Source organism: Streptomyces sp. NBC_00259 (assembly GCF_036181745.1).
In the GTDB taxonomy this organism is placed as follows: Bacteria; Actinomycetota; Actinomycetes; order Streptomycetales; family Streptomycetaceae; genus Streptomyces; species Streptomyces pratisoli.
This window is the reverse complement of record NZ_CP108080.1, coordinates 6,959,878-6,982,961: the sequence shown is the minus strand read 5'-3', so window position 1 is coordinate 6,982,961 and position 23,084 is coordinate 6,959,878. Positions and strand designations below refer to the sequence as shown.

At 71.1% G+C, this 23,084-nt stretch carries 22 protein-coding genes and 2 pseudogenes; 13 read left to right on the top strand and 11 right to left on the bottom strand.

Annotation, left to right across the window (positions count from 1 at the left end; genetic code table 11):
* Window positions 1–20 precede the first annotated feature (20 nt).
* Both OG766_RS31320 and OG766_RS31315 read left to right on the top strand, forming a co-directional pair.
* Window positions 21–989 carry an ornithine cyclodeaminase family protein gene (locus tag OG766_RS31320; protein ID WP_328726824.1) on the top strand — a complete coding sequence of 323 codons (969 nt, stop codon included), beginning with the start codon at window positions 21–23 and terminating at the stop codon, window positions 987–989.
* Window positions 990–994: 5 nt separating this feature from the next.
* The gene (locus OG766_RS31315; RefSeq protein WP_328726822.1) at window positions 995–1,690 is read left to right on the top strand and encodes a GntR family transcriptional regulator; all 696 of its coding nucleotides are present in this window, start codon (window positions 995–997) and stop codon (window positions 1,688–1,690) included.
* Window positions 1,691–1,814: 124 nt separating this feature from the next.
* On the opposite strand, the gene OG766_RS31310 is transcribed toward OG766_RS31315, so the two are convergent.
* Window positions 1,815–2,384, bottom strand: coding sequence for a MepB family protein (locus tag OG766_RS31310; RefSeq protein ID WP_266386025.1), 570 nt, complete (start codon window positions 2,382–2,384; stop codon window positions 1,815–1,817).
* A 175-nt stretch (window positions 2,385–2,559) separates the two neighbouring features.
* On the opposite strand from OG766_RS31310, the gene OG766_RS31305 reads away from it, so the two are divergent.
* Together OG766_RS31305 and OG766_RS31300 are read left to right on the top strand one after the other, a co-directional pair.
* Window positions 2,560–3,345 (top strand): MerR family transcriptional regulator, encoded by a 786-nt coding sequence (locus OG766_RS31305; protein ID WP_266386028.1) that lies wholly within the window; start codon window positions 2,560–2,562, stop codon window positions 3,343–3,345.
* 57 nt (window positions 3,346–3,402) lie between these two features.
* Entirely contained in the window at window positions 3,403–4,011 is a 609-nt protein-coding gene (locus OG766_RS31300) for a hypothetical protein (protein ID WP_328726819.1), read from the top strand.
* 138 nt (window positions 4,012–4,149) lie between these two features.
* Here OG766_RS31300 and OG766_RS31295 read toward each other — a convergent pair whose 3' ends face one another.
* The 4 genes from OG766_RS31295 to OG766_RS31280 are packed head-to-tail and all read right to left on the bottom strand — an operon-like array spanning window position 4,150 to window position 9,932.
* On the bottom strand, window positions 4,150–6,330 hold the full coding sequence (locus OG766_RS31295) for a 3-hydroxyacyl-CoA dehydrogenase NAD-binding domain-containing protein (protein WP_266386034.1): 2,181 nt from the start codon (window positions 6,328–6,330) through the stop codon (window positions 4,150–4,152).
* Window positions 6,331–6,374: 44 nt separating this feature from the next.
* Window positions 6,375–7,589 (bottom strand): acetyl-CoA C-acetyltransferase, encoded by a 1,215-nt coding sequence (locus OG766_RS31290; protein ID WP_266386037.1) that lies wholly within the window; start codon window positions 7,587–7,589, stop codon window positions 6,375–6,377.
* Between the two features lie 40 nt (window positions 7,590–7,629).
* Window positions 7,630–8,772 (bottom strand): acyl-CoA dehydrogenase family protein, encoded by a 1,143-nt coding sequence (locus OG766_RS31285; protein ID WP_328726815.1) that lies wholly within the window; start codon window positions 8,770–8,772, stop codon window positions 7,630–7,632.
* Window positions 8,773–8,777: 5 nt separating this feature from the next.
* Window positions 8,778–9,932 (bottom strand): CaiB/BaiF CoA transferase family protein, encoded by a 1,155-nt coding sequence (locus OG766_RS31280; protein ID WP_328726813.1) that lies wholly within the window; start codon window positions 9,930–9,932, stop codon window positions 8,778–8,780.
* A gap of 150 nt (window positions 9,933–10,082) precedes the next feature.
* On the opposite strand from OG766_RS31280, the gene OG766_RS31275 reads away from it, so the two are divergent.
* Window positions 10,083–10,592 carry a hypothetical protein gene (locus tag OG766_RS31275; RefSeq protein ID WP_328726811.1) on the top strand — a complete coding sequence of 170 codons (510 nt, stop codon included), beginning with the start codon at window positions 10,083–10,085 and terminating at the stop codon, window positions 10,590–10,592.
* A gap of 128 nt (window positions 10,593–10,720) precedes the next feature.
* Here the strand turns inward: OG766_RS31275 and OG766_RS31270 are convergent, their stop codons facing one another.
* Window positions 10,721–11,104: an MmcQ/YjbR family DNA-binding protein gene (locus OG766_RS31270; RefSeq protein ID WP_266386048.1), complete on the bottom strand. Its 384-nt coding sequence runs from the start codon at window positions 11,102–11,104 to the stop codon at window positions 10,721–10,723.
* Between the two features lie 95 nt (window positions 11,105–11,199).
* On the opposite strand from OG766_RS31270, the gene OG766_RS31265 reads away from it, so the two are divergent.
* A complete protein-coding gene (locus tag OG766_RS31265; protein ID WP_266386050.1) occupies window positions 11,200–12,390 on the top strand; it encodes a saccharopine dehydrogenase family protein in 1,191 nt (396 codons plus the stop codon).
* A 248-nt stretch (window positions 12,391–12,638) separates the two neighbouring features.
* Here OG766_RS31265 and OG766_RS31260 read toward each other — a convergent pair whose 3' ends face one another.
* Window positions 12,639–13,319: an endonuclease V gene (locus OG766_RS31260; protein ID WP_266386052.1), complete on the bottom strand. Its 681-nt coding sequence runs from the start codon at window positions 13,317–13,319 to the stop codon at window positions 12,639–12,641.
* 70 nt (window positions 13,320–13,389) lie between these two features.
* Here OG766_RS31260 and OG766_RS36785 point away from each other — a divergent pair.
* A pseudogene (locus OG766_RS36785) lies at window positions 13,390–14,085 on the top strand (hypothetical protein); the annotation flags it as partial.
* On the opposite strand, the pseudogene OG766_RS31245 reads toward OG766_RS36785, so the two are convergent.
* Both OG766_RS31245 and OG766_RS31240 read right to left on the bottom strand, forming a co-directional pair.
* Window positions 14,082–14,268 (bottom strand): annotated as a pseudogene (locus OG766_RS31245) (mycothiol transferase); the annotation flags it as partial. The pseudogenes OG766_RS36785 and OG766_RS31245 sit on opposite strands and share 4 nt — an antisense overlap.
* Window positions 14,269–14,346: 78 nt before the next feature.
* On the bottom strand, window positions 14,347–15,084 hold the full coding sequence (locus tag OG766_RS31240; protein WP_328726807.1) for an SDR family NAD(P)-dependent oxidoreductase: 738 nt from the start codon (window positions 15,082–15,084) through the stop codon (window positions 14,347–14,349).
* Window positions 15,085–15,168: 84 nt separating this feature from the next.
* Here OG766_RS31240 and OG766_RS31235 point away from each other — a divergent pair, with 84 nt between their 5' ends.
* Window positions 15,169–15,816, top strand: a complete 648-nt coding sequence (locus tag OG766_RS31235) for a TetR/AcrR family transcriptional regulator (RefSeq protein ID WP_266386057.1) — start codon at window positions 15,169–15,171, stop codon at window positions 15,814–15,816.
* Between the two features lie 53 nt (window positions 15,817–15,869).
* The gene (locus OG766_RS31230; RefSeq protein WP_266386060.1) at window positions 15,870–16,169 is read left to right on the top strand and encodes a YciI family protein; all 300 of its coding nucleotides are present in this window, start codon (window positions 15,870–15,872) and stop codon (window positions 16,167–16,169) included.
* Window positions 16,170–16,292: 123 nt separating this feature from the next.
* Here OG766_RS31230 and OG766_RS31225 read toward each other — a convergent pair whose 3' ends face one another.
* On the bottom strand, window positions 16,293–17,390 hold the full coding sequence (locus tag OG766_RS31225; protein WP_266386063.1) for a WD40/YVTN/BNR-like repeat-containing protein: 1,098 nt from the start codon (window positions 17,388–17,390) through the stop codon (window positions 16,293–16,295).
* A gap of 158 nt (window positions 17,391–17,548) precedes the next feature.
* On the opposite strand from OG766_RS31225, the gene OG766_RS31220 reads away from it, so the two are divergent.
* Window positions 17,549–17,965, top strand: a complete 417-nt coding sequence (locus tag OG766_RS31220) for an SsgA family sporulation/cell division regulator (protein ID WP_266386066.1) — start codon at window positions 17,549–17,551, stop codon at window positions 17,963–17,965.
* Between the two features lie 10 nt (window positions 17,966–17,975).
* Here the strand turns inward: OG766_RS31220 and OG766_RS31215 are convergent, their stop codons facing one another.
* Window positions 17,976–18,791, bottom strand: coding sequence for an isocitrate lyase/PEP mutase family protein (locus tag OG766_RS31215; protein ID WP_328726803.1), 816 nt, complete (start codon window positions 18,789–18,791; stop codon window positions 17,976–17,978).
* A gap of 367 nt (window positions 18,792–19,158) precedes the next feature.
* On the opposite strand from OG766_RS31215, the gene OG766_RS31210 reads away from it, so the two are divergent.
* The 3 genes from OG766_RS31210 to OG766_RS31200 all read left to right on the top strand — a co-directional run bounded on the left by OG766_RS31210 (window position 19,159) and on the right by OG766_RS31200 (window position 22,891).
* Complete coding sequence (locus OG766_RS31210) at window positions 19,159–20,799, top strand: ABC-F family ATP-binding cassette domain-containing protein (RefSeq protein WP_328726801.1); 1,641 nt, start codon at window positions 19,159–19,161, stop codon at window positions 20,797–20,799.
* A gap of 148 nt (window positions 20,800–20,947) precedes the next feature.
* On the top strand, window positions 20,948–21,724 hold the full coding sequence (ddaH, locus tag OG766_RS31205) for a dimethylargininase (protein WP_266386075.1): 777 nt from the start codon (window positions 20,948–20,950) through the stop codon (window positions 21,722–21,724).
* A gap of 192 nt (window positions 21,725–21,916) precedes the next feature.
* Entirely contained in the window at window positions 21,917–22,891 is a 975-nt protein-coding gene (locus OG766_RS31200; protein ID WP_328726798.1) for an acyl-ACP desaturase, read from the top strand.
* Window positions 22,892–23,084: the final 193 nt, after the last annotated feature.

Sequence of the window (23,084 nt, the reverse complement as noted above, 5' to 3'; positions counted from 1 at the left end):
TACCATGTAACATTGCACAGATGAAGGGTTCACCGTCGCCGATGGAGGTCGCCATGACCGACCGCACCACCCCCGTCATCGCAGCCGGTGAGGTGCGCTCCGCCCTCCCGATGCGCGTCGCCGTCGCCGCGGTGCAGGAGGCGCTGCGGGGCGGACTCGACCCCGAGACCGACCCGGTGCGTGCCGCGGTGCCGGTCGACGCCGGCCAACTCCTGCTCATGCCGGCCCGGTCGAGCCGGTACGCCGGGGTGAAGATCGCCTCGGTCGCACCGGACAACCCCGCCCGGGGACTCCCCCGCATCCAGGGCGCCTACCTGCTCCTCGACGCGGACACCCTCACGCCGCTGGCCATCCTCGACGCCGTCGAACTGACCGCGATCCGCACCGCGGCCGTCTCCGCCGCCGCCGCCGACCTCCTCGCCGAGCCGGACGCGGCACGCCTCGTCGTCTTCGGAACCGGCCCGCAGGCGCACAGCCATGTCGAGGCGCTGCGATCCGTCCGCCCGCTCCGCCATGTCGCGGTGATCGCGCGCGACGAACAGCGGCGGGAGGAGTTCCTCCTGCGCTACGAGGACTCCGGCCTCGTCGTCGAGGCCGGGGACCCCGGCGCGGTGTCCGGCGCCGACCTGGTCGCCTGCTGCACCACCGCCCGCACCCCGCTCTTCGACGGCTCCCTCCTCGCCGACCACGCCACGGTGGTCGCCGTCGGCTCGCACGAGCCCGACGCCCGCGAGGTCGACGAGGTGACCGTGCGCCGCTCGACGGTCGTGGTGGAGGCGCGATCCGCCGCCCTGCGCGAGGCGGGCGACATCATCCAGCCCGTGCTGGCGGGGCAGTTGAGCCCCGAAGAGCTATTCACGCTCGCCGAACTCGTGCGCGGCTGCGTTCCGGCCGACCGGGACCGCCCCCGCCTTTTCAAGAGCGTCGGCATGGCATGGGAGGATCTTGTCCTCGCGGGCGCCGCCTACGAGGCGACCAGGAGGGGATGACCCATATGACGACGGACGACGGTGTCCTCCCGGCGTTGCCCTCGTTCTCCGCCCGGCGCAGCCTGCGCGGAGAGATCACCGAGACGCTGCGCGGCGCGGTCATCTCGGGCGAACTCAGGCCCGGCGTCGTCTACTCGGCACCCAGCCTGGCGGCCCGGCTCGGCGCGTCCGCGACACCTGTGCGCGAGGCGATGCTCGAACTCGCCAAGGAAGGGCTCATCGAGCCCCTGCGCAACAAGGGCTTCCGCGTCGTCGAACTGTCCGACGAGGAGCTCGACGAGATCGCCGAGCTACGGGCGCTCATCGAGGTGCCGACGGTCCGCCGCATCGCCGCGTCCGGCCCCTCCCCCGACGTGATCGAGCGGTTGCGCCCCCTGGCGGCCGCCATCGAGGACGCCGCCGTCCGGGGTGACCTCATCGCGCATGTCACGCACGACATGGACTTCCACCTCACGCTCCTCGCGCTCGCCGGCAACGCGAACCTGGTGGAGACGGTGCGCTCGCTGCGTACCCGCTCGCGCATCTACGGCCTGCGGGCACTCGCCGACCGGCACGAGCTGATCGACTCCGCCCGGGAGCACGCCGCGCTTGTGGACCTGGTGGCGGCAGGCGACGCCGACGGCGCCGAGGCGCTGATGCACCGCCATATCCGCCATGTCCGCGGCATCTGGGCCGAAGGCTCCGGCACCGTCGTGGAGTAGGTCGCCTCTTCTGGTTCACCTCGGACCTGTCGAGGGCGGTCACGGCGACCTGCGGCCTCGGGCACGTACCGGTACGGACCTCGACGGGGCAGGGCGGCGACCTCGTGATCGGGCCGCCGCCGCCCTACGGGTGGTAGAGCGCTCGGGCGCGAGCGGAGTCGACGGGCCCGACCTGGTCCAGCCGCAGGAAGTGGTCCAGCTGCCATGCCTGCGTACTGCCGGCCTGACGGTTGGTGGTCGTCACCCAGGGCGGGTAGACGCGGAAGGCCCGTTTCCCCCCGGAACCGTTCACTGATACGACCCCGCGTCGGCGGAGCGCGTCCACGGGAAAGACGAACTGGCCGAAGTGCTGATCGTCACGGCTGCTGATGACGAAGAGGTCGACGGGGTCCGCGGCGTCGAAGGGCTGGATGGGTCCGCCGGGTGACCTCTTCCACACGGTGACGAACTGACCGACCTTGGTGGGGGTCGTCCTGGCTGCGCGGAACCGGACGGAGCGACCGTCGAGGGTGAACGCGTGGGCGGCGTACTCGGCGCTCTCCGGTTCGGGAACCGGCTGCGAGCAGATGAATCCGCACGGGTCGTAGACGAGCGCCTTCGCGGCCAGGAGGTCGCTGTGTGCCGGGGTGGTGTCCGACCACGATTCGGGTCCGGTCGAGTGCGAAGCGGAGGAGTACTCGTGGTGCGCCGTCATTCGTCCACCCTGTCACAGGGGTGTGTACGGGCTCCGACCCGGCACATGCGGCCGTACCTTCGGGCCGCGGGCGACCGGTCGAGCCCTCGGTCAGGGATTCCCCGCGCTTTCACAACACTGATGAGACAGCAATACTGTTGCACTCGACGGGAGCACGCACGGAGCGAGGGAGACCATGGCGACCGAGACCGAGGAGCTGACGCTGACCGTCGACGAGCTGGCCGCGCGTGCGGGTGTCACCGTGCGGACGATCCGGTTCTACAGCACCCGCGGGCTGCTGCCGCCGCCGGTGATCGGCCCGCGCCGGGTCGGGCACTACGGTGCGGACCATCTCTCCCGGCTGGCGCTGATCGAGGAGCTGCAGCACCAGGGCATGACGCTCGCGGCGATCGAACGCTACCTGGAGCAGCTGCCGCCCGGTCTCAGCGCCCACGATCTGGCGATCCACCGGGCCCTGGTGGCTTCCTGGGCGCCCGAGTCGGCCGAGGAGACAGGACGTCAGGAGCTGGAGCGCCGGGCCGGGCGGCCGCTGTCGGACGAGGACATCGGCCGGCTCGCGGCGATGGGCGTGCTGGACCGCACCGGAGTCCCGGACGTGTTCCGGCTCGACGGCGGACTGCTGCGGCTCGGCGTCGAGCTGCTCGACGTACCGATCGCGCACGAGACGATCCTCGCCTCCCGGACGGTCCTGCTGGAGCACGCCCGCGCCGCCGCGCACGAGCTGACCCGGCTGTTCCGGGACGAGGTCTGGGGCCCGTACCGGGAGCGCGAGTCGGACCCGGATCATGTCGCCGCGATGAAGTCCCTGTCGGCCCATATGCAGCCGATGGTCATCCAGGCGCTCGTGACGGCCTTCCAGCGGTCGCTGCGAGAGGAGTTGCGCGCGGCGTTCGGCACGGACGGCGAGGCGCCCGACGCGCGGCGGACCGGTGGGGAACCGACTGTCGGTGGCGACACCTAGTCTCGGGGAACACGTGCGGGATCGACGGCCGACGACCACACCGGCCTGGGGGGAACCATGAGATTCGCGGAGCTGAGACCCGGCGGGCTCTACGTCAAGCGCGTCCACGGGCGACCGGGCTGGGAGCTGACCCTGATCCGGGTCAGCCAGTCCCGGCGCCTGTGGCGGTGGAACCAGAAGCGCTGGTCCTACGAAGTGGCCGAGGACGTGCGGCGTGCGTCCGTGAAGCACGGCATCGGCTATCTCGCCGTGGTGCCGCCGGCGGCCTGGCCCGAGACCGAGGGCATCGGCGGCTCACTGCGGCGCGGCATCCAACGATGGGCGAGGCCGATGGCCGCGCTGCCCACTCCCCTGCCGGACCCCTCGGTGCAGCGACTGCCCTGGCACGCCGTTCCCGCGAGGGAGGAGGACCATCGGCTGTCCTGGACGATCTTCGAGCCGAAGGACGTCGTGCGCGCCTACACGTCGCCGCAGGAGCTCCAGGAGCGCATACTCCGCCGGATGACGGCGCTCGGTGCGGCCCCGCAGCCGGTGTTCGAGGCACCGCCCCCGGACCGGGTCACGGCCGCCGACGTCCATCGCGTCTCGCTGCGGCTCGACGTCCTCGCCGAGCTGCTGGAGCGGATACCCGAGCCGGACGGTCAGCCGGGACCGGAAGCCGGCTGACCGGCGCCGTGAGGACGGGACCGCGGCCGTGACGGGCCCGCACCCGTGACAGGCCCACACCCGTGACAGGCCCACACCCGTGACGGGCCCGTCCTCCACCGGGAAGGGCCCGTCCTCCACCACGTCGAGCGGCCGCGGTCAGGCGTCCGTGAAGACCTCGCCGCGCTCGGCCTTCGTCACCAGCAGCGCCGGCGGTGCGAAACGTTCGCCGTATGCCTCCGCCAGCTCGCGCGCCCGGGCGACGAAGCCGGGCAGGCCGCCGTCGTACCCGTTGATGTACTGCAGCACGCCGCCCGTCCACGCCGGGAAGCCGATGCCCATGATGGAGCCGATGTTGGCGTCGGCGACCGACGTCAGCACGCCCTCCTCCAGGCAGCGGACGGTGTCCAGGGCCTCGGAGAAGAGCATCCGCTCCTTCATGTCCTCGAACGGGACGTGCACGTCGGGCTTGCCGAAGTGCTCGCGCAGGCCCGGCCACAGCCCGGCCCGCTTGCCGTCCACGTAGTCGTAGAAGCCGGCGCCGCCGCTGCGGCCCGTGCGCCCGAAGTCGTCGACCAGGCGGTCGATGACGGCGTCCGCCGGGTGCGGGGTCCAGGTACCGCCGGCCTCCTCCACGGCCCGCCTCGTCTCGCCGCGGATCTTCCGCGGGAGGGTGAGGGTCAGCTCGTCCATCAGGGAGAGGACCTTCGCGGGGTAGCCGGCCTGGGCCGCGGCCTGCTCGACGGAGGTGGGCTCGACGCCCTCGCCGACCATCGCCACGCCCTCGTTGATGAACTGGCCGATGACGCGCGAGGTGAAGAAGCCGCGCGAGTCGTTGACCACGATCGGCGTCTTGTTGATCCGCCGGACCAGGTCGAAGGCGCGCGCCAGCGCCTCCTCGCCGGTCTGCTCGCCCTTGATGATCTCGACGAGCGGCATCTTGTCGACGGGCGAGAAGAAGTGCAGCCCGATGAAGTCGACGGGCCGGTCGACGCCCTCGGCGAGCAGGGTGATCGGCAGGGTCGAGGTGTTGGAGCACAGCAGAGCGTCCGGCTCGACGACGCCCTGGATCTCCTGGAACACCTTGTGCTTGAGCGCCGGGTCCTCGAAGACCGCTTCGATGACGGCGTCGCAGCCCGCAAGATCGGCCGGGTCGGCGGTCGGGGTGATCCGGGCGAGCAGCTCGGCGCGCTTGGCCTCGGTCGTACGGCCCCGGCTGAGCGCCTTGTCCAGCAGCTTCTCCGAGTACGCCTTGCCGCGCTCGGCGGCGTCGGCGTTGACGTCCTTGAGGACGACCTCGATACCGGCCTTCGCGCAGGAGTACGCGATGCCCGCACCCATCATTCCGGCGCCGAGGACGGCCACCTTGCGCACCGCGCGCGGCTCGATGCCCTTGGGCCGGTTCGCCCCGGAGTTGACCGCCTGGAGGTCGAAGAAGAACGCCTGGATCATGTTCTTGGCGGTCTGGCCGGTGAGCAGCTCGGTGAAGTACCGCGCCTCGATGATCTGCGCGGTCTCGAAGTCGACCTGGGAGCCCTCGACGGCGGCCGCGAGGATGTTGCGCGGGGCCGGGTACGGGGCGCCGTTCAGCTGCTTCTTCAGGTTCGCCGGGAAGGCGGGCAGGTTGGCGGCGAACTTCGGGTTGGACGGCGTGCCACCGGGGATCTTGTAGCCCTTGACGTCCCAGGGCTGCTGCGACTCGGGGTGCGCCTCGATGAAGGCGCGTGCCTTGGCGAGCATCTCCTCACGGGTGGCGGCCACTTCGTGGATCAGGCCGTTCTCCAGGGCCCGCTGCGGGGAGTACTGGGTGCCCTGCAGGAGCACCTTGAGCAGCGCGTCGGCGATGCCCATGAGGCGTACGGTGCGGGTCACGCCGCCGCCGGCCGGCAGCAGGCCGAGAGTGACCTCGGGCAGGCCGATCTTGGAGCCGGGCGCGTCGAGGGCGATGCGGTGGTGGCAGGCGAGGGCGATCTCGTAACCGCCGCCGAGGGCCGCGCCGTTGACGGCGGCGACGACGGGCTTGCCGAGGGTCTCGATGCGGCGCAGTGCGCGCTTGATGCCCATGCCCATGTCGAAGGCCTGCTGGGCGTGCTCGGGACCGACCTTGATCATGTCCTTGAGGTCGCCGCCCGCGAAGAAGGTCTTCTTGGCGGAGGTGACGATGATGCCGCGGATGGAGTCCTTCTCGGCCTCGGCGCGGTCGGCGATCGCCGCGATCGACTCCCGGAAGGCCTGGTTCATGGTGTTGGCGGACTGGTCGGGGTCGTCGAGGACGAGGGTGACGATCCCGGTCTCGTCCTGCTCCCAGCGGATGGTGGAACTCGCCGGCGTTGCGGTCATTGCTGCTTCTCCGTACGGGGGAAGGGGAGGGAGGGACGGGAGGGTCAGAGACGCTCGACGATGGTGGCGATGCCCATGCCGCCGCCGACGCAGAGCGTGGCGAGGCCGTACCGCTTGTCCTGGCGCTCCAGCTCGTCGATGAGCGTGCCGAGGATCATGGCGCCGGTGGCGCCGAGCGGGTGGCCGAGCGCGATGGCGCCGCCGTTGACGTTGACCTTGTCGAGGGAGAGCCCCATGTCCCGCACGAAGCGCAGGACGACGGCGGCGAACGCCTCGTTGATCTCGACGAGGTCGATGTCGTCGATGGTCAGTCCGGCCTTGGCGAGCGCCTTGCGGGTGGCGGGCGCGGGGCCGGTGAGCATGATGGTGGGCTCGGAGCCGGAGACCGCCGCGGAGACGATCCTGGCGCGGGGCCTGAGTCCGTACCGCTCGCCGATCTCCTTGGAGCCGACGGCGACGAGCGAGGCTCCGTCGACGATGCCGGAGGAGTTGCCGGCGTGGTGGACGTGGTCGATCTGCTCCACCCAGTGGTAGGTCTGCAGGGCGACGGCGTCGAAGCCGCCCATGTCGCCGATGCCCGCGAACGACGGCTTGAGGGCGGCCAGCGAGTCCGCGGTCGTGCCGGGGCGCAGGTGCTCGTCGTGGTCGAGGACGACGAGTCCGTTGCGGTCCTTCACCGGGACGACGGAACGGTCGAAGCGGCCGTCCTTCCAGGCCGCGGCCGCCCGCTCCTGGGACAGTGCGGCGTACTCGTCGACGTCACGGCGCGAGAAGCCCTCGATGGTGGCGATCAGGTCGGCGCCGATGCCCTGCGGCACGAAGCGGGTGTCGAAGTTCGTCATCGGGTCGGCGAACCAGGCGCCGCCGTCGGAGGCCATCGGCACCCGCGACATCGACTCGACGCCGCCCGCGAGGACGAGGTCCTCCCAGCCGGAGCGGACCTTCATCGCCGCCATGTTGACCGCCTCCAGGCCCGAGGCACAGAAGCGGTTCTCCTGGACGCCGGCGACGGTGTCGGGCAGTCCGGCCGCGATGGCGGAGATCCGGGCGATGTCGGAGCCCTGGTCGCCGACGGGGCCGACGACGCCGAGCACGATGTCGTCGATCGCGGCCGGGTCGAGGCCGGGGTAGCGGGAGCGGATCTCGTGGATCAGACCGACGACGAGGTCGATGGGCTTGGTGCCGTGCAGGGCGCCGTTGGCCTTGCCGCGGCCGCGCGGGGTGCGGATCGCGTCGTACACAAACGCTTCGGTACTCACAACAGAACCTTTCGCATCACAGCAGCTTCGGTGTTGAGGGTCAGGAGAGCAGGGAGCGGCCGATGATCTCCTTCATGATCTCGGTCGTGCCGCCGTAGATCGTCTGGATACGGCCGTCCGTGAACGCCTTGGCGACCCGGTACTCCGTCATGTAGCCGTAGCCGCCGTGCAGCTGCAGACAGCGGTCGGCGACCCGCTTCTGCAGTTCCGTGGCCCACCACTTGGCCATCGAGGCGTGCACGGCGTCCAGCTCGCCGTCGGAGTGGTCGACGATGCAGCGGTCGAGGAAGGTGCGGGTGACGGCGCACTCGGTGGCCATCTCGGCGATCTCGAAGCGGATGTGCTGCAGCTTCGCCAGCGGGCGCCCGAACGCCTCGCGTTCCTTCACGTACTGGGTCGTGATCTCCAGCAGATACTCGGCCGCGGCGATCCCGGCGACGGCTATGTTCAGCCGCTCCTGGGCGAGATTGGTCATCAGATGGATGAACGCGCCGTTCAGCTCGCCGAGCAGGTTCTCCTTCGGGACGTGTACGTCGTTGAAGAACAGCTCGGCCGTGTCCTGCGCCTTCTGGCCGATCTTGTCGAGGTTGCGGCCCCGCTCGAAGCCCTCCGTGCCGCGCTCGACGACCAGCAGGGACAGCCCCTTCGCGCCGCCCTCGGGAGTGGTCTTCGCGACGACGATCACCAGGTCGGCCAGGATGCCGTTGGAGATGAACGTCTTGGAGCCGTTGAGCAGCCAGTGGTCGCCGCGGTCCTCGGCCGTGGTGCGGATGCCCTGGAGGTCGGAGCCCGCGCCCGGCTCGGTCATGGCGATGGCCGTGATGATCTCGCCGCTGCAGAAGCCGGGCAGCCAGCGCCGCTTCTGCTCCTCGGTCGCGAGCGAGGTGAGATACGGCCCGATGATGTCGTTGTGCAGGCCGACCGCGAGGCCGGCGGCGCCGGCCCGGGTGAACTCCTCGGCCAGGACGGCGCTGTAACGGAAGTCGGTGTTCCCGCCGCCCCCGTACTCCTCGGGGACGGCGAGTCCGAGCAGCCCCTGCCTGCCCGCCGCCAGCCAGGCGTCGCGCGAGACGATGCCGTCCCGCTCCCAGTCCTCGTAGTGCGGGAGCACCTCCTTGGTGAGGAAGGTGCGGACGCTCTCGCGGAACGCCTCGTGGTCCGGTCCGAAGATCTGCCGTTTCATCGCCATTACCGCTCCCCGCCCTGCTGCCTGATCCGGATGCTCGGTACGTCCCAGTCGCGTGCGACCTCCTCGGTGTCCGCACCCGGCTGGGCCGGCGGGCGGTACACGGCCCCGGGGGTCGCGGAGAACCGGGGCGCGGGGGCGGGCTGGGTGATCCCGCCGTGGTCGGTGAAGGTTCCGCGGGCGGCCAGATGCGGATGGGCCGGGGCCTCCCGCAGCGACAGTACGGGGGCCACACACGCGTCGGAGCCTTCGAAGACCGCCGTCCACTCGTCCCGCGTCCTCGTACGGAAGCGGTCGGCCACGGCGGCGCGCAGGTCGTCCCAGCGGGCGAAGTCCTTGCGGGCCGGCGCCTCGTCCCCGAGGCCGAGCAGCTCGATGAACTCGTTGTAGAACTGCTGCTCGAGGGCGCCGACCGCCATGTACTGCCCGTCGGCGGTCTCGTAGTTCCCGTAGAACGGGCAGCCGCCGTCGAGGAGGTTCGCGCCTCGGCTGTCCCGCCAGCCGCCCGCGGCCATCATTCCGTGGATCATCGTGGCGAGGTGCGCGGCGCCGTCGACGATGGCCGCGTCCACGACCTGGCCGGCGCCGCCGGTGGTACGGGCGTGCTGCAGTGCGGCCAGCACGCCGATGACGAGGTAGAGCGAGCCGCCCGCGTAGTCGCCGACGAGGTTGGCGGGCACGGCGGGCGGTTCGTCCGGTTTGCCGATCATGCCGAGGGTGCCGGTGATCGCGATGTACGCGATGTCATGGCCGGCGCGCTGGGCGAGCGGGCCCTCCTGGCCCCAGCCGGTCATCCGGCCGTAGACCAGCCGGGCGTTCCGGGCGTGGCACTCCTTGGGTCCGACACCGAGCCGCTCGGCCACCCCGGGGCGGTAGCCCTCGATGAGCACATCGGCGCGTTCGACGAGGTCGAGGACCTGCTCGGCGCCGCCGTCGGCCTTCAGGTCGATCAGTACGGACCTTTTGTTGCGGTTGGTCAGGTCGTACGCCGGGTCGATCGCGAGCCCGGAGCCGCCGGGGCGGTCGATCCGTACGACATCGGCGCCGAGGTCGGCGAGCAGCATGGCGGCGAACGGGCCGGGCCCGATGCCCGCCAGTTCGACCACGCGCACCCCGGCCAGCGGACCGCCCGGCGGGCCGTTCCCTGTCGCTGCCATCAAGCCCCCAGCACTGTGACACAACTGATGTAACATCAGTGATGTTAAGAACGCGTTCCACTTCGCACAAGCCCTTGAGGCGAGCAAGCGCTTGGTTTCTCACTCCGTGACGGTAGGGTCCTGCAGCCGGATCCAGGAAACGGAGACTCCATGCGTATACCCCGCCCCGTCCGCGTCGCAGCGCTCGTCGCACTTCCGGCGGCACTGCTGATCTCCTGCTCCGCCACGGACGGCGGCGCGCCGGACACCGGGGGCACGCCCACGACGGCCGCCGCCGGGACAGAGCCCGCCGCCGGCGAAGCGCAGCCCGCTGCCGGGACACGGTCGAGCGTGCAGCCCTCACCCGGGCCCGAGCTGGTCCGCGACGCCTTCGCCGGACTCCAGGCCACCTTCAACGACGGCTGCACGGGCGGCGACGGCCAGTGCGCGTACTTCCTCGGGCGGGTCCACGACGAGCTGGAGCGGCTGGACGAGGCCATGAAGGCCGACCCCAAGGGCCCCGGGCATTTCCCCGAGCCGATCGCGTGGATCGCGGAACTGCGCAAGACCCTCGGCCAGGACATGTCGTACGAGAACCTCAAGACGCACCAGAAGGAACTCGTGGGGACCCGTGACCGGATCAACGTGTGGATGCAGGACCATCCGGACGACTACCGCTGACGGCGGGGCGGACGCGGGCAGGTGCAGGCCGACCTGCGGGTGCGGACGCCGGCGGGTGCGGACGCCGGCAGCCGCAGGCCGACCGCGGGTGCGGGTCGGCCTGCGGGCTGTCGGCGGAGGGCAGGGCGTCAGCGGGCCTCGAGTTCGGCGATCAGCTTCTTCGTGGCGATCGTCCGGTAGCTCTCCTCGACCCAGTCGCAGAGCACGTCCGCCGTCGGGGCGCCCCTGACGGCCAGCGGGATCTGCACCCAGCCCGCCTTGCCGAGGCCGTAGCCCGACGGCTCCGCGCCCGGGCAGGACAGGGCGTGCGCGTGCATCGCCTCGTCCTTGAGCTTGACGCCGATGCCCAGAGGGTGGCTGCCGTCGTCGACACCTAGGAAGACGAAGATCTTCTTGTTGACCTTGACGACGGTCTCCCCCCAGGGGAACTCCTCGGTCGCGCCCGGCAGACCCAGGGCAAAGGACCGCACCTTCTCCCATTTCGCCAGGGCGCCTTTCGGTGGAGCAGCCATCCCGTCCCTCCCGGTCGTACGTACTGTCGCGGCTCACGCTAGCCTCGGCCGGCAGCATCGGCACGGAGCATGACCCACAGCGGGCGGAGGGGCCAGTGAACAGGCAGCACGGACCGGAGCGGCCGTACGACATCGTGCTCTTCGGGGCGACGGGCTTCGTCGGCACGCTCACCGCCGAGTATCTCGCCGCACATGCGCCCGAGGGGTGCCGGTGGGCCGTCGCCGGACGCAGCGCGGCACGGCTGGAGCGGCTGCGCGAACGGCTCACCGCGATCAACCCCGCGTGTGCCGGGCTGCCCCTGGTCGTCGCCGACGCCGCGGACCCGGACTCGCTGCGCGCGCTCGCCGAGTCCACGCGCGTCGTGGCGACGACGGTCGGACCGTACGTCTGGTACGGCGAGCCGCTGGTGGCGGCGTGCGCGGAGGCCGGTACGGACTACGCCGACCTCACCGGTGAGCCCGAGTTCGTGGACACGGTCTTCCTGCGGCACGACGCGCGGGCCCGTGAGACCGGCGCCCGGCTGGTCCACGCGTGCGGCTTCGACTCGGTGCCGCACGACCTGGGCGCGTACTTCACGGTCCAGCAGCTGCCCGAGGACGTACCGCTGCGCGTCGACGGCTTCGTGCGCGCCGGCGGGATCTTCTCCGGCGGCACGTTCGCCTCGGCGATCACGGCGATGGGGCGGCAGCGGCAGACCGTCCGCGTGGCGCGGGAGCGCAAGCTCCACGAGCCGCGGCTGGTGGGCCGCCGCGCCAGGTCGCAGCTCGGGGCGCCCCGCTTCAGCAGCGAGACCGGCGCCTGGGCGCTGCCGCTGCCCACGCTGGACCCGCGGATCGTGGCGCGCTCGGCCGCGGGCCTGAAGCGCTACGGCCCCGACTTCCAGTACCGGCACTACGCCTCGGTCAAGACGCTCCCGATGGCGCTCGGCGGCCCCGCCGCGCTCGGGGCGCTGGCCGCGCTGGCGCAGCTTCCGCCCGCCCGCAAGTGGCTGATGGACCGTTACGAACCGGGCCGTGGCCCGAGCGCCGAGCAGCGCGAACGCAGCTGGTTCCGGATCCGCTTCGTTGGTGAGGGCGGTGGCCGGCGGGTCTTCACCGAGGTCTCGGGCGGCGACCCCGGCTACGGCGAGACGGCGAAGATGCTCGCCGAGTCGGTGCTCGGTCTCGCGCTGGACGAACTGCCGGACACCGCGGGCCAGGTCACCACGGCCGTCGCGATGGGCGACGCGCTGCTGGGGCGCCTGCGCGCCGCGGGGATCACCTTCAGGGTCGCCGACGTGCGCTGAACGACGCACGGCCCGGTCAGCCTCCAGCCGCAGGGCCGCGTGCGCCGAACGACGCACGGCCCGGTCAGCCTCCAGCCGCAGGTCGGCGTGCGCCGATCGGCGCACGGCCTGGGCAGCCGCCCACCGGGGGCCGGCGTGCGGGCCCTGCCGGAAGCCACGAGGCGTGCCGCCCACGTCGATCGGCGTCACCGCGCGATGCCGCAGCCGTCGCCTGCCGGATGCCTGCCGGCCGCCGTCTCCCGGCCGGGTCAGGCGGTCGCCTCGCGCAGCGCCCGGCGGCAGAGCGCGTCCGCCCGGCGGGTGGACTCGGGGAGGCGGAAGTCCCGGGCGAGCGCGAGCGTGTGGGCGCAGGCGTTGTCGAGGGAGATCCGGTGGCCGACGGAGACGAAGACCGGTTTGACCCCGTGCCGGGTGCGCAGCGCCCGGCCGACCTCCTCGCCGTCGTCCGCGACGAGCGGTGAGGAGTCCCCGCGCCGATCGCCCGGCGGATCGTAGGAGAACGTGAACGGGTTCTTCGCGACGCCGAGCACCGGGAGACCCGTGAGCACCCCGAGGTGGCCGGCGAGTCCGAAGCGGCGTGGATGGGCGCGGCCGTAGCCGTCGCAGACGACGAGCCCGGGGTCGTTCTCCAGCGACTCCAGCGCGCTCAGCACGGTCGGGATCTCACGGAAGGCGAGCAGGCCCGGTATGTAGGGGAAGGTGACCCGGCCGGTCGCGGTGGTCTCCTCGACGACCGCGAGCGTCGCGGCGTCGAGGACGACGGCGGCCGCGACGACGACGTCGCGCTCGTCGTCGTAGGCCACGTCGACCCCGGTGACCAGGCCGGTGCCGGGCGGGGGGCCGGGCTCGTCCAGCACGACGCGGGCGCGCAGTTCGTCCTGTACGGCACGGGCCTCGGCCTCGTCGGCGGGTGTCCTGATGATGGTCATGATGAGCCCCACCCTAGACACTGGGCCGTGTCCGGCGGATCTTGTGACCGCCCAGCCTTGGTTCGTTGGCATGCTCATGGGGCGGGGAGATCTCACAAATGAAGAATGGGCCCGGCTGAAGCCGCATCTACCGAGGTCCGGTCAGCGCGGGGGCCGTTGGGAGAGTCATCGCAAGGTGATCAACGGGATTCTTTTCCGGCAGCGCACCGGGGTACCGTGGCGGGATCTGCCTGCGCGTTACGGTCGGTGGAAGACCGTGTACGAGCGGCATAGGCGTTGGTCAGCGGACGGCACATGGGACAGGCTCTTCGCGGATGTCCTCCCCGCTGGGCGCGGAGCGGACCTCATCCTGTCAACAGGACTCGAGGGTCCGGGCATACTCAAAGGCTCGCTCCGCGCCCGGAAAGCCGGTGTAACCCAGCCAAGATCAGGGCTCGCGTACCGACCTTCCGATCCCATTAGGCGTGCTCATCCCGTCGCAACCGCCGCTACCTGCGGCGACGCCAGATCAAGCACACGATCCCCGAACCGAAGAACCAGCGGGCCAACCGACAGCACAAAGGCAGCAGGGGGCGGTCGGCCCGCCGGTTTCGACAAGACGATCTACAAACGCAGGAACGAGGTGGAGCGGACGATCAATGCCCTCAAGAGCTTCCGGGCTGTGGCGACGAGATTCGACAAACGCGCCTACGTCTTCTACGGCACCGTCACCGTTGCCTCGATCCGACTTTGGCTCCGGTCGCGACCCACCGGAGAGACCTGGTAGTACCCCTTCGCCCCGTCAAGCAGCTCTCTCGTGATGTCCGCGTGCCCCGCGTGCCGTCCGGTCTCCTCAAGAGATGGATGAGCATCCAGCGGAGGTTGGCGGTGCCGGAGGGTAGTCAGGGTGGTGGCCGACGTCGTCCAAAGAGGCTGCGGCCACGATCTCGTTCCCTCGGACGCACTGTGACCTCGTGCGACGCACACGTGCGGCCGGGAGTGCGCCCCGTCGCTTCGCGGGAACCGGATGCGCGCCACCGGCCGTCGTTCAGGCCCGGGTGTAGCCGCCGTCGGCGAAGAGTTCGGCGCCGGTGACGAACGACGAGGCGTCCGAAGCCAGGAAGAGGGCGGCCTCGGCGATTTCCTCGGCGTCGGCCAGCCGCCCCAGTGGCACGGTGGCCTCGGCGAACTGATCGGCTGCCGGCCCTGCGGCGCCCAGCAGGCCAGGGGTCCGCGTGGGCCCCGGGCTGAGCACGTTGACCCGGAATCGGCGCTCCCGTGACTGCCGGGCCCAGTTGTGCACGAGGTTGCTCACTGCCGCCTTCGAGGCGCTGTAGACCTCGAGCTGCTCATTGGGCCGCACGCTGTTGCTCGAGCCGACGACCACGATGGAGGCGTTCTCCGCCAGCAGCGGGAGCGCCTTCTGAACGGTGAAGAGTGTGCCCTTGACGTTGACGGCGAGCGTCAGGTCGACGTTCGCCTCGGTGTGGGCTCCGAGCGCGGCGTCCGCAGCGATTCCCGCGTTGGCCACCAGCACGTCGATGCGTCCGGCCTCCTCGCGGACTCGCGCGTAGAGCGCGTCCAGGTCGGCCAGGTTCGAGACGTCGGATCGTACGCCGGTGGCCGCGGGGCCCATCTCCTTGACTGCTGCCTCGAGGCGGCCGATGTCCCGGCCGGTCACGAAGACCCGTGCGCCCTCCCGGACGAAGCGGTGGGCGATGGCCAGCCCGATCCCGCTGGTCCCTCCGGTGATCACGGCCACCTTCTCCTGCAGTACGCCTGGCATGTCGAACCCCTTCAGTTCTGGAACGTATCGTCCATAACGTAGGCAGTAATGGACGATCGAGTCAAGAATGGCTAGAGTGCGACCATGCCGAGACCACGCGCATTCGACGAACGTCAAGTCCTGGAGCGGGCCCGGGAACAGTTCTGGGCGACCGGCTATGCAGGAACCCGGATGGACGACATTGCCCAGGCGACCGGCCTGGGCAAGGGCAGCCTGTACGGCGCATTCGGCGACAAGGGCAAGCTGTTCCACCGTGTATTTGGCGACTGGTGCGCCGCAGTCGTTGAGGTGGCCGAAGGGCGGCTGGCAGGTGGCCCGGACGCAGAGGCCTTGGCCCGGCTGTCGGGATACGTGCACCTGATGGCGGAGAACACCGCCTCAGACACCGAGCGTCGCGGGTGCCTGTTGGCCAAGGGCGCGGCGGAACTGGCCCAGCACGATCCGACGGTCGCCGGACGGTCGGCCGAGACCATGACGGCACTGCTGACCCTGCTGCGGGCGGAGATCAGCGCCGCCCAGCGCCACGGCGACATCGATAGCGCTGCGGATCCGGAGCGGCTGGCGGCACTGCTGCTGACGGTGGTTCGCGGTATCGAGGCGGTAGGCAAGGCCGGCCTGGACCCGGAGACGCTGCGGAACATTGCAGACACCGCACTGGCGGTCCTGCCCATGCCCGAGGGGCAGAAACAGAAACGCTCCGCAACCCGGCGCAGTCCGGCCCGCGAGAACTGACTTGGTGCCATCACGGCCACATGATCCGCCGGACAGCGCCTAACCTGACGATCATGTTCGTAATGGAATTGACCTACACCGCACCGATCGAGCGTGTCGACGAACTGTCCGAAGCTCATGTGGCCTGGCTGGACGCCCTGTACGAGGAGGGCGTCGTCCTCGCCTCGGGCCGCAAGAACCCGCGCGACGGCGGTGTGCTGATCGCCGTCGGCGACGACCGCGCACGCATCGAGGCGATCGCGGCGACCGACCCGTACGCGGTGGGCGGGGTGTGCGAGTACCGGATCACGGAGTTCGTGGCGACGAAGACGGCGCCCGCGCTGGAGCGGTACAAGCAGCAGCCCCTCGCGTAGGGCAGGCGCCCTCCGCGCGCGCCCGGTGGCGAGGGCACCCGCCCTCGCCACCGTGCTCAGCGCGCGCCACCGTGCTCAGCACGCGTCACCGTGCTCAGCACGCGTCACCGTGCTGAGCGCGCGTCACCGCTCCAGTCGTGCCACGCGCCCCTTCTCGCCCGCCGCCCAGCAGCCGAAGTCCGGTGTGCAATCGACGGTGTCGTACGAGCCGGTGTCCACGGTGCGCCAGGTGCGGCCGGCGTCGGTCGTCAGGTCCGTGCCGGTGGGTCCGACGGCGAGCGCGGCCGACCGGCTGTGGGGCAGCCAGGCGACGCCCGAGCGGTAGGCGGGCGGCGGGGTCGCCGACTGCCGCCAGCCGCGGCCGCCGTCCCGGGTGACCGCGCCCGCCTGCGGGGAGGCCTCCCCGGTCCGGTAGTCGCCGCCGACCGCGAGACCGTGCGCGCGGTCCCGGAAGGCGAGCGCGAAGACGCCCCGGGCCGGATCTCCCGCCGGGATCGTCGACTCGGCGGCGGTCCAGTGCAGCCCGCGGTCGGCGGAGTGCAGGACACGCGCGGTGGCGCCACCCCCGGTGGCCAGCCAGACGTCCTTCGGGCCGGAACTCACCAGGCACTGGCCGCTCGCCGCGAAACCCGCCTCGCCCGGCTGGGCGTCCGGCATTCCGGCGTCCGGCAGCACCTTCCACGACCTCCCGCCGTCTCCCGTCGACAGGATGCGGTACTTGCCGTCGACCGGGTCGCTCATGGCGAGGCCGTGACGCGGGTCGAAGAAGGTGATGCAGTCGTAGAAGGCCCGGGGATCGGTGTTGCGGAACGCCTCGGTCCAGGTCGCTCCCCCGTCCTCGGTGCGCAGCACGCGCGACGCCTCGCCCTCACCGATGGCCAGCACGACCGCTGTGCGGGCGTCGAAGGCCTCGACGTCGCGGAACTCCAGCTCGCCCGCTCCGGGCGGCGAGACGTTCCGCCAGCCGCGGCCGCCGTCCGTGGTGCGGAGCACCGTGCCCTTGGAGCCCGCGACCCACGCGGTCTTACGGCTGACGGCGGCGAGGCCGCGGAACCGTACGTCCGTACCGGTCTGCTTGAGCTCCCAGTGCGGTGTCCCACCCGCCGCGTTCCGTGTGTCCGCCTGCGCGGGCACCGCCAGGGTCGCTCCCAGCACCGCGGCCAGCGCCACCCCGCACAGCCCCGCCGACACCGTCCGTCTCGACTTCCCCTTGGGTCTCATGGCGCGCGAACGTAGCCGACCCCCGGCACGCGGTCCAGAGCGCCTCCCGCGGTGACGCATGTCACGCTCCCCACCGATGCACGGATTCCGTCGTTCCCCCGTCTACTTCTGTGCCAGAAACATGTCGGCCGAGCCGCAGCGAAGTGAGGGAGCGGGCCTTGTCCAGCGTTATCGAGCAGGCCGTGCAGGCCCGTCTGGTCGCCTCGGCGCCACAGATGGAATCCGTGCCGGCGACCCTGCGCTACGACCGCCATGATCCGTTCGCGGTCAGCATGGCGTTCCCGCCGCCGGCGACGCTGGAGGGCACCGAGGTGTCCTGGGCATTCTCGCGGGAGCTGCTCGCGCAGGGCATGGAGGAGCCGGCCGGAGTGGGTGACGTACGGGTGCGGCCGTACGGGTACGACCGCACCGTCCTGGAGTTCCACGCGCCCGAGGGCATCGCGATGGTGCACATCCGCACCTCCGAGCTGCGCCGCTTCCTCAAGCGGGTGCAGGGGCTCGTCCCGGCCGGCCGCGAGCACCTCTTTCTCGATCTGGACGCGGATCTGGCCGAGCTGATCCGCGACGCCTACTGATCCGCGACGCCTACCGAGGCACGCTCATCAGCGCGTTCATCTCCCCGTACGTGGAGCCGTCCGCGAGCCTTTCGCAGGTCCCCTCGGTGAGCAGTTCCCGGGCCGCGTCGCGCACCAGGCCGTGGGCGGCCTGCGCGATCGAGGACCCCGCGCTGATCCGCGCGACCCCGAGCCCCGCCAGTTCCGCCACGGCCGGCGCGCCATGGCCCACCAGCACGTTCAGTGGTGCGTCCACGCCCTTGACCAGGGCGCTCACGATCTCCGGGGCCACGACGCCGGGGACGAACACGCCGTCCGCGCCCGCCGCCAGGCAGTCGGCCGCGCGCTTCAGCGTCTCCTCAAGGCGGCCCGCCCGGTCGCCCAGACCGGCGAGATAGGTGTCGATCCGGGCGTTGATGAAGAGCGGCACCCCTTCGGCGTCGGCGGCGGCGCGGGCGGCGCCGATACGCCGGACGTGCTCGGCGGGCGAGCGCGTCCCGTCCTCGATGTTGATGCCGACGGCACCGGCGGCGAGTACCGCGCGAACCGTGCCGGCGACACCGTCCTCGTCGCTCTCGAATCCGCCTTCGACATCGGCGGTGACGGGCAGGTCCACGGCGGCGGCGATGGCGGCGACCTGGCCGACGGCGGAGGCGCGGTCGAGCCGGTCGCCGTCCGCGGCGCCGAGGGCCCAGGCGACCCCGGCGCTGGTGGTGGCCATGGCCGACGCCCCGGCGGCGGCGATGATCCGGGCGCTGGCGACGTCCCAGGCGTTGGGCAGGACCAGCGGGTGGCCGGGAACGTGCAGGGAGTGGAAGTGGCGGGCGCGGTCGTGGAGGCTCGTCATGGCGATCACTCAACCAGCCCCGCGGCGGACGTGTCCGGCGAGTTTCCGACATCGACGTCCGCACCCGGCGCCTGCCGTCGTGAATGCCGTGTGCCGCCTGCCGCCTGCCGTCCGGGAACGCGGTAAATCGATTGCCCGGCCGCCAGAGCCGGGCGTACCTTCGTATCTGGCCCTGTTGTCGTCGATCGGAGAAGGACGTTGCTCGTCTGAGGTCCTGAGACACCGTGTCACGCGGCTTTCCGCCCGCGTGCCCGTGTGCGACCTCGGCGTACGAGCCGTCCCGTTTCCCGGACCAGGGCCTTTGTGCTGTCCGACCGGTGTCTCACCCGTTGCCCCCCTTTACTTCTCACGCAACAGGGAGACCCGTATGTCTACCTTCCCCACCTACGTCACCTGCTCCTCGCTGTCCTTCTCCTGGCCGGACGGCACCCCGGTACTGGAGGACTTCCAGCTCGCCGTCGGACCCGGCAGGACCGGTCTGATCGGCCTCAACGGCTCCGGGAAGTCGACACTGCTGCGGCTGATCGCCGGCGAACTCACGCCCGTCGACGGCGGCGTGCGGGTGGCCGGCGACGTCGGCTATCTGCCGCAGAACGTCGTGCTCGACACGTCGGTGCGCGTCGACGCGGCGCTCGGTATCGCCGACGCCCGTGCCGGGCTGCACGCGATCGAGGCCGGTGACGTACGCGAGGAGAACTTCACCGCGGTCGGCGACGACTGGGACGTGGAGGAACGGGCACGCGCCACGCTCGATCAGCTCGGCCTCGCACACATCGGCCTCGACCGGACCATCGGCGAGATGTCGGGCGGCGAATGCGTGCTGCTGAGGCTCGCGGCGCTGCTGCTGGCCCGCCCAGACGTCCTCCTGCTCGACGAGCCGACCAACAATCTCGATCTGTACGCGCGCGGCAGGCTGTACGACGCGGTGGAGGCCTGGTCCGGAGTGATGATCGTGGTCAGCCACGACCGCGAACTGCTGGAGCGGGTCGACCAGATGGCCGATCTCCGCGACGGCGAGGTGACCTGGTACGGCGGCGCGTTCTCGGCGTACGAGGAGGCGCTGGCCGTCGAGCAGGAGGCCGCGGAACGCATGGTCCGTGTCGCCGAGGCCGATGTGCAGCGGCAGAAGCGCGAACTGACGGAGGCCCAGGTCAAACTGGCCCGCCGCAGGCGCTACGGGCAGAAGATGTTCGAGCAGAAGCGCGAGCCCAAGATCGTGATGGGAGCGCGCAAACGTCAGGCGCAGGTGTCGGCGGGCAAGCACCGCATCATGCACACGGAGAAGCTGAGCGAGGCGAAGGAACGGCTGGCGGAGGCCGTGGAGGCGGTGCGGGACGACGACGAGATCCGGGTCGAGCTTCCGTACACCAAGGTGCATCCGGGCCGTGGTGTCCTGCGGCTCTCCGGGGTCGAGCTGCGTTACGGGGCCCGTGTCGAGGGCGAGTTCGAACTTCGCGGCCCGGAGCGGATCGCGCTCGTCGGGCGCAACGGGGCAGGCAAGACCACGCTGTTGCGCACGATCGCCGGCGAACTGGAGCCGGTCGCGGGCGAGGTGGGGGCAGAGGTGCCGCTGCGTTTCCTTCCCCAGCGGCTGGACGTTCTCGACGACGGGCTGAGCGTGGTCGAGAACGTCGCGCGGTTCGCGCCCGAGGCGACGAACAACACGATCCGGGCACGGCTGGCCCGCTTCCTCTTCCGGGGAGCGCGGGCGGAGCAGCTGGCCGGCACGCTCTCCGGCGGCGAGCGGTTCCGGGCCGCGCTGGCGGCGCTGCTGCTCGCCGAACCGGCGCCGCAGCTGCTCATGCTGGACGAGCCGACGAACAACCTGGACATGGCGAGCGTGCGGGGGCTGACCGAGGCGCTCGATGCGTACGAGGGAGCACTGATCGTGGCGAGCCATGACGTGACGTTCCTGGAGTCCCTCGGGATCACCCGCTGGCTGCTCCTCGACGGCGAGCTGCGGCCCACGACGGCGGAGGAGGTGCGGGAGGCGTATCCACGGGGCTGAGGCGGTGACACGGGGCTGAGGCGGTGACACGGGGCTGAGCCGGTGAGCCGCCCGGTGCGGCGCTCAAGAGCCCGTGTGGTCTTTACGGAACGGGGCAGATGGGGCTAGTGATGGCCCCGTCACCCCCCGATCGGCCCCTGGAGAGCCCGTGCCGAGCAGAAGAGCCCTGATCCGACGCCCGAGCCCACGCCTGGCGGAGGGCCTGGTCACCCATGTGGAGCGCCGTCCCGTCGACGTGGGGGCGGCGCTCGCCCAGTGGGAGGCGTACGGCGACGCCCTGCGCGCGCACGGCTGGGACACGGTGGAGGCCGACCCGGCCGACGACTGTCCGGACGGCGTCTTCGTCGAGGACACCGTCGTGATGTTCCGGAACGTGGCCCTCATCGCCCGGTCCGGGGCCGCGTCGCGCCGTCCCGAGACGGATGGGGTCGAGGAGGCCCTGGCCCGGCTCGGCTGCTCGGTGAACTGGGTCTGGGAGCCGGGCACGCTCGACGGCGGCGATGTCCTCAAGATCGGCGACACGATCTACGTGGGGCGGGGCGGCCGGACCAACGCGGCCGGTGTGCAGCAGCTGCGGGCGGTCTTCGCGCCGCTGGGGGCGCGCGTCGTCCCCGTACCGCTGTCGCGTGTACTCCATCTGAAGTCGGCGGTGACCGCCCTGCCCGACGGGACCGTGATCGGCTACGAGCCGCTCGTCGAGCAGCCTTCGCTGTTCCCGCGCTTCCTCGCCGTGCCCGAGGAGGCCGGGGCGCACGTGGTGCTGCTCGGCGGCGGAAAACTGCTGATGGCGACGAGTGCGCCCAAGACAGCGGAGCTGTTCATGGATCTTGGATATACGCCCGTTCCGGTCGATATCAGCGAGTTCGAGAAGCTCGAAGGCTGCGTGACCTGTCTCTCGGTACGCCTACGAAACCTGCACGCATAACGACGCGTAGGCAGACATCACGCTCACGGGCTTGGACGATGGCTTACCCCGCCTTTAACCTACGGTCTCGTAACCTACGAAGCCGTAGGTAGTCGCATGCCCTCATCCGGCCGGCGCGCTGCCCCGGCGACGTTCGTTCCGCTCGTTTCCCCGTTCCGTCCCCCGTCCTCATCCCCGCCCCCAGGAGCACCCGTGACGATCACCTCTCCCCACCTCGGCAGTTCGGAAGCGTGGACCGACGCCCGGCTGCTGTACGCGCTGGAGGAAGTGGTCGAGAAGGAACTCAACCGGCACATGAAGGTCGCCAAGGACTGGATGCCGCACGAGTACGTGCCCTGGTCGGACGGGCGGAACTTCCCGGGGCTGTTCGAGGACGGCGAGGCGTGGGAGTCCGGCCAGTCCAAGGTCACGGACATCGGCAGGACGGCCCTCATCGTCAACCTGCTGACCGAGGACAACCTGCCCAGCTACCACCACGAGATCGCGTCTCTCTTCGGCCGCGACGGAGCCTGGGGCACCTGGGTGCACCGCTGGACCGCCGAGGAGGGCCGGCACGGCATCGTGATGCGCGACTACCTGCTCACCTCGCGCGCCGTCGACCCGGACAAGCTGGAGCAGTTCCGTATGTCGCACATGTCGGAGGGCTTCGAGTCCGACAACCGCCACTCGATGCTGCACTCGGTCGCGTACGTCTCGTTCCAGGAGCTCGCGACCCGTATCTCCCACCGCAACACCGGCCACCAGTCGGGCGACCCGGTCTGCGACCGGATGCTGGCGCGCATCGCCACCGACGAGAACCTGCACATGGTCTTCTACCGCAACCTCCTCGGTGCGGCCTTCGAGATCGCACCGGACCTGACCATGCAGGCCGTGCGCGACGTCGTGGTGAACTTCCGGATGCCCGGGCACGGAATACCGGGATTCGAGCGCGCGGCGGCGCAGATGGCGATCGGTGAGATCTACAACATGCGGATCCACCACGACGACGTGCTGCAGCCGGTGCTGCGCTTCCTGAAGGTCATGGAGATCGACGGCCTCGGCCCGGAGGGGCTCAAGGCGCAGGAGGAGCTTGGTCTGTACATGGACGGGCTGGACTCGGAGGCCCGGAAGTTCGACGAGAAGCTCGCGGCCCGCAAGGCCCGCCTGGCGGCCCGCGCGGCGGGCTGAGCGAGGCGGAGCAGGGCTGGACGGGCTGACCCGGGTTGGTCGGCGCTGAGCCGGTACCGAGCCGGAGGACGCCCGGGCTGACCGGGACCGAGCCGGAAGGCGGATGGGCCTGCCCGGGTCTGCGCCGGGAAGCACCCGGGTCCGCCCGGGACCGCGTCCGACGGCGCGGCCACTGGGCCGTGACCGGCCGGTC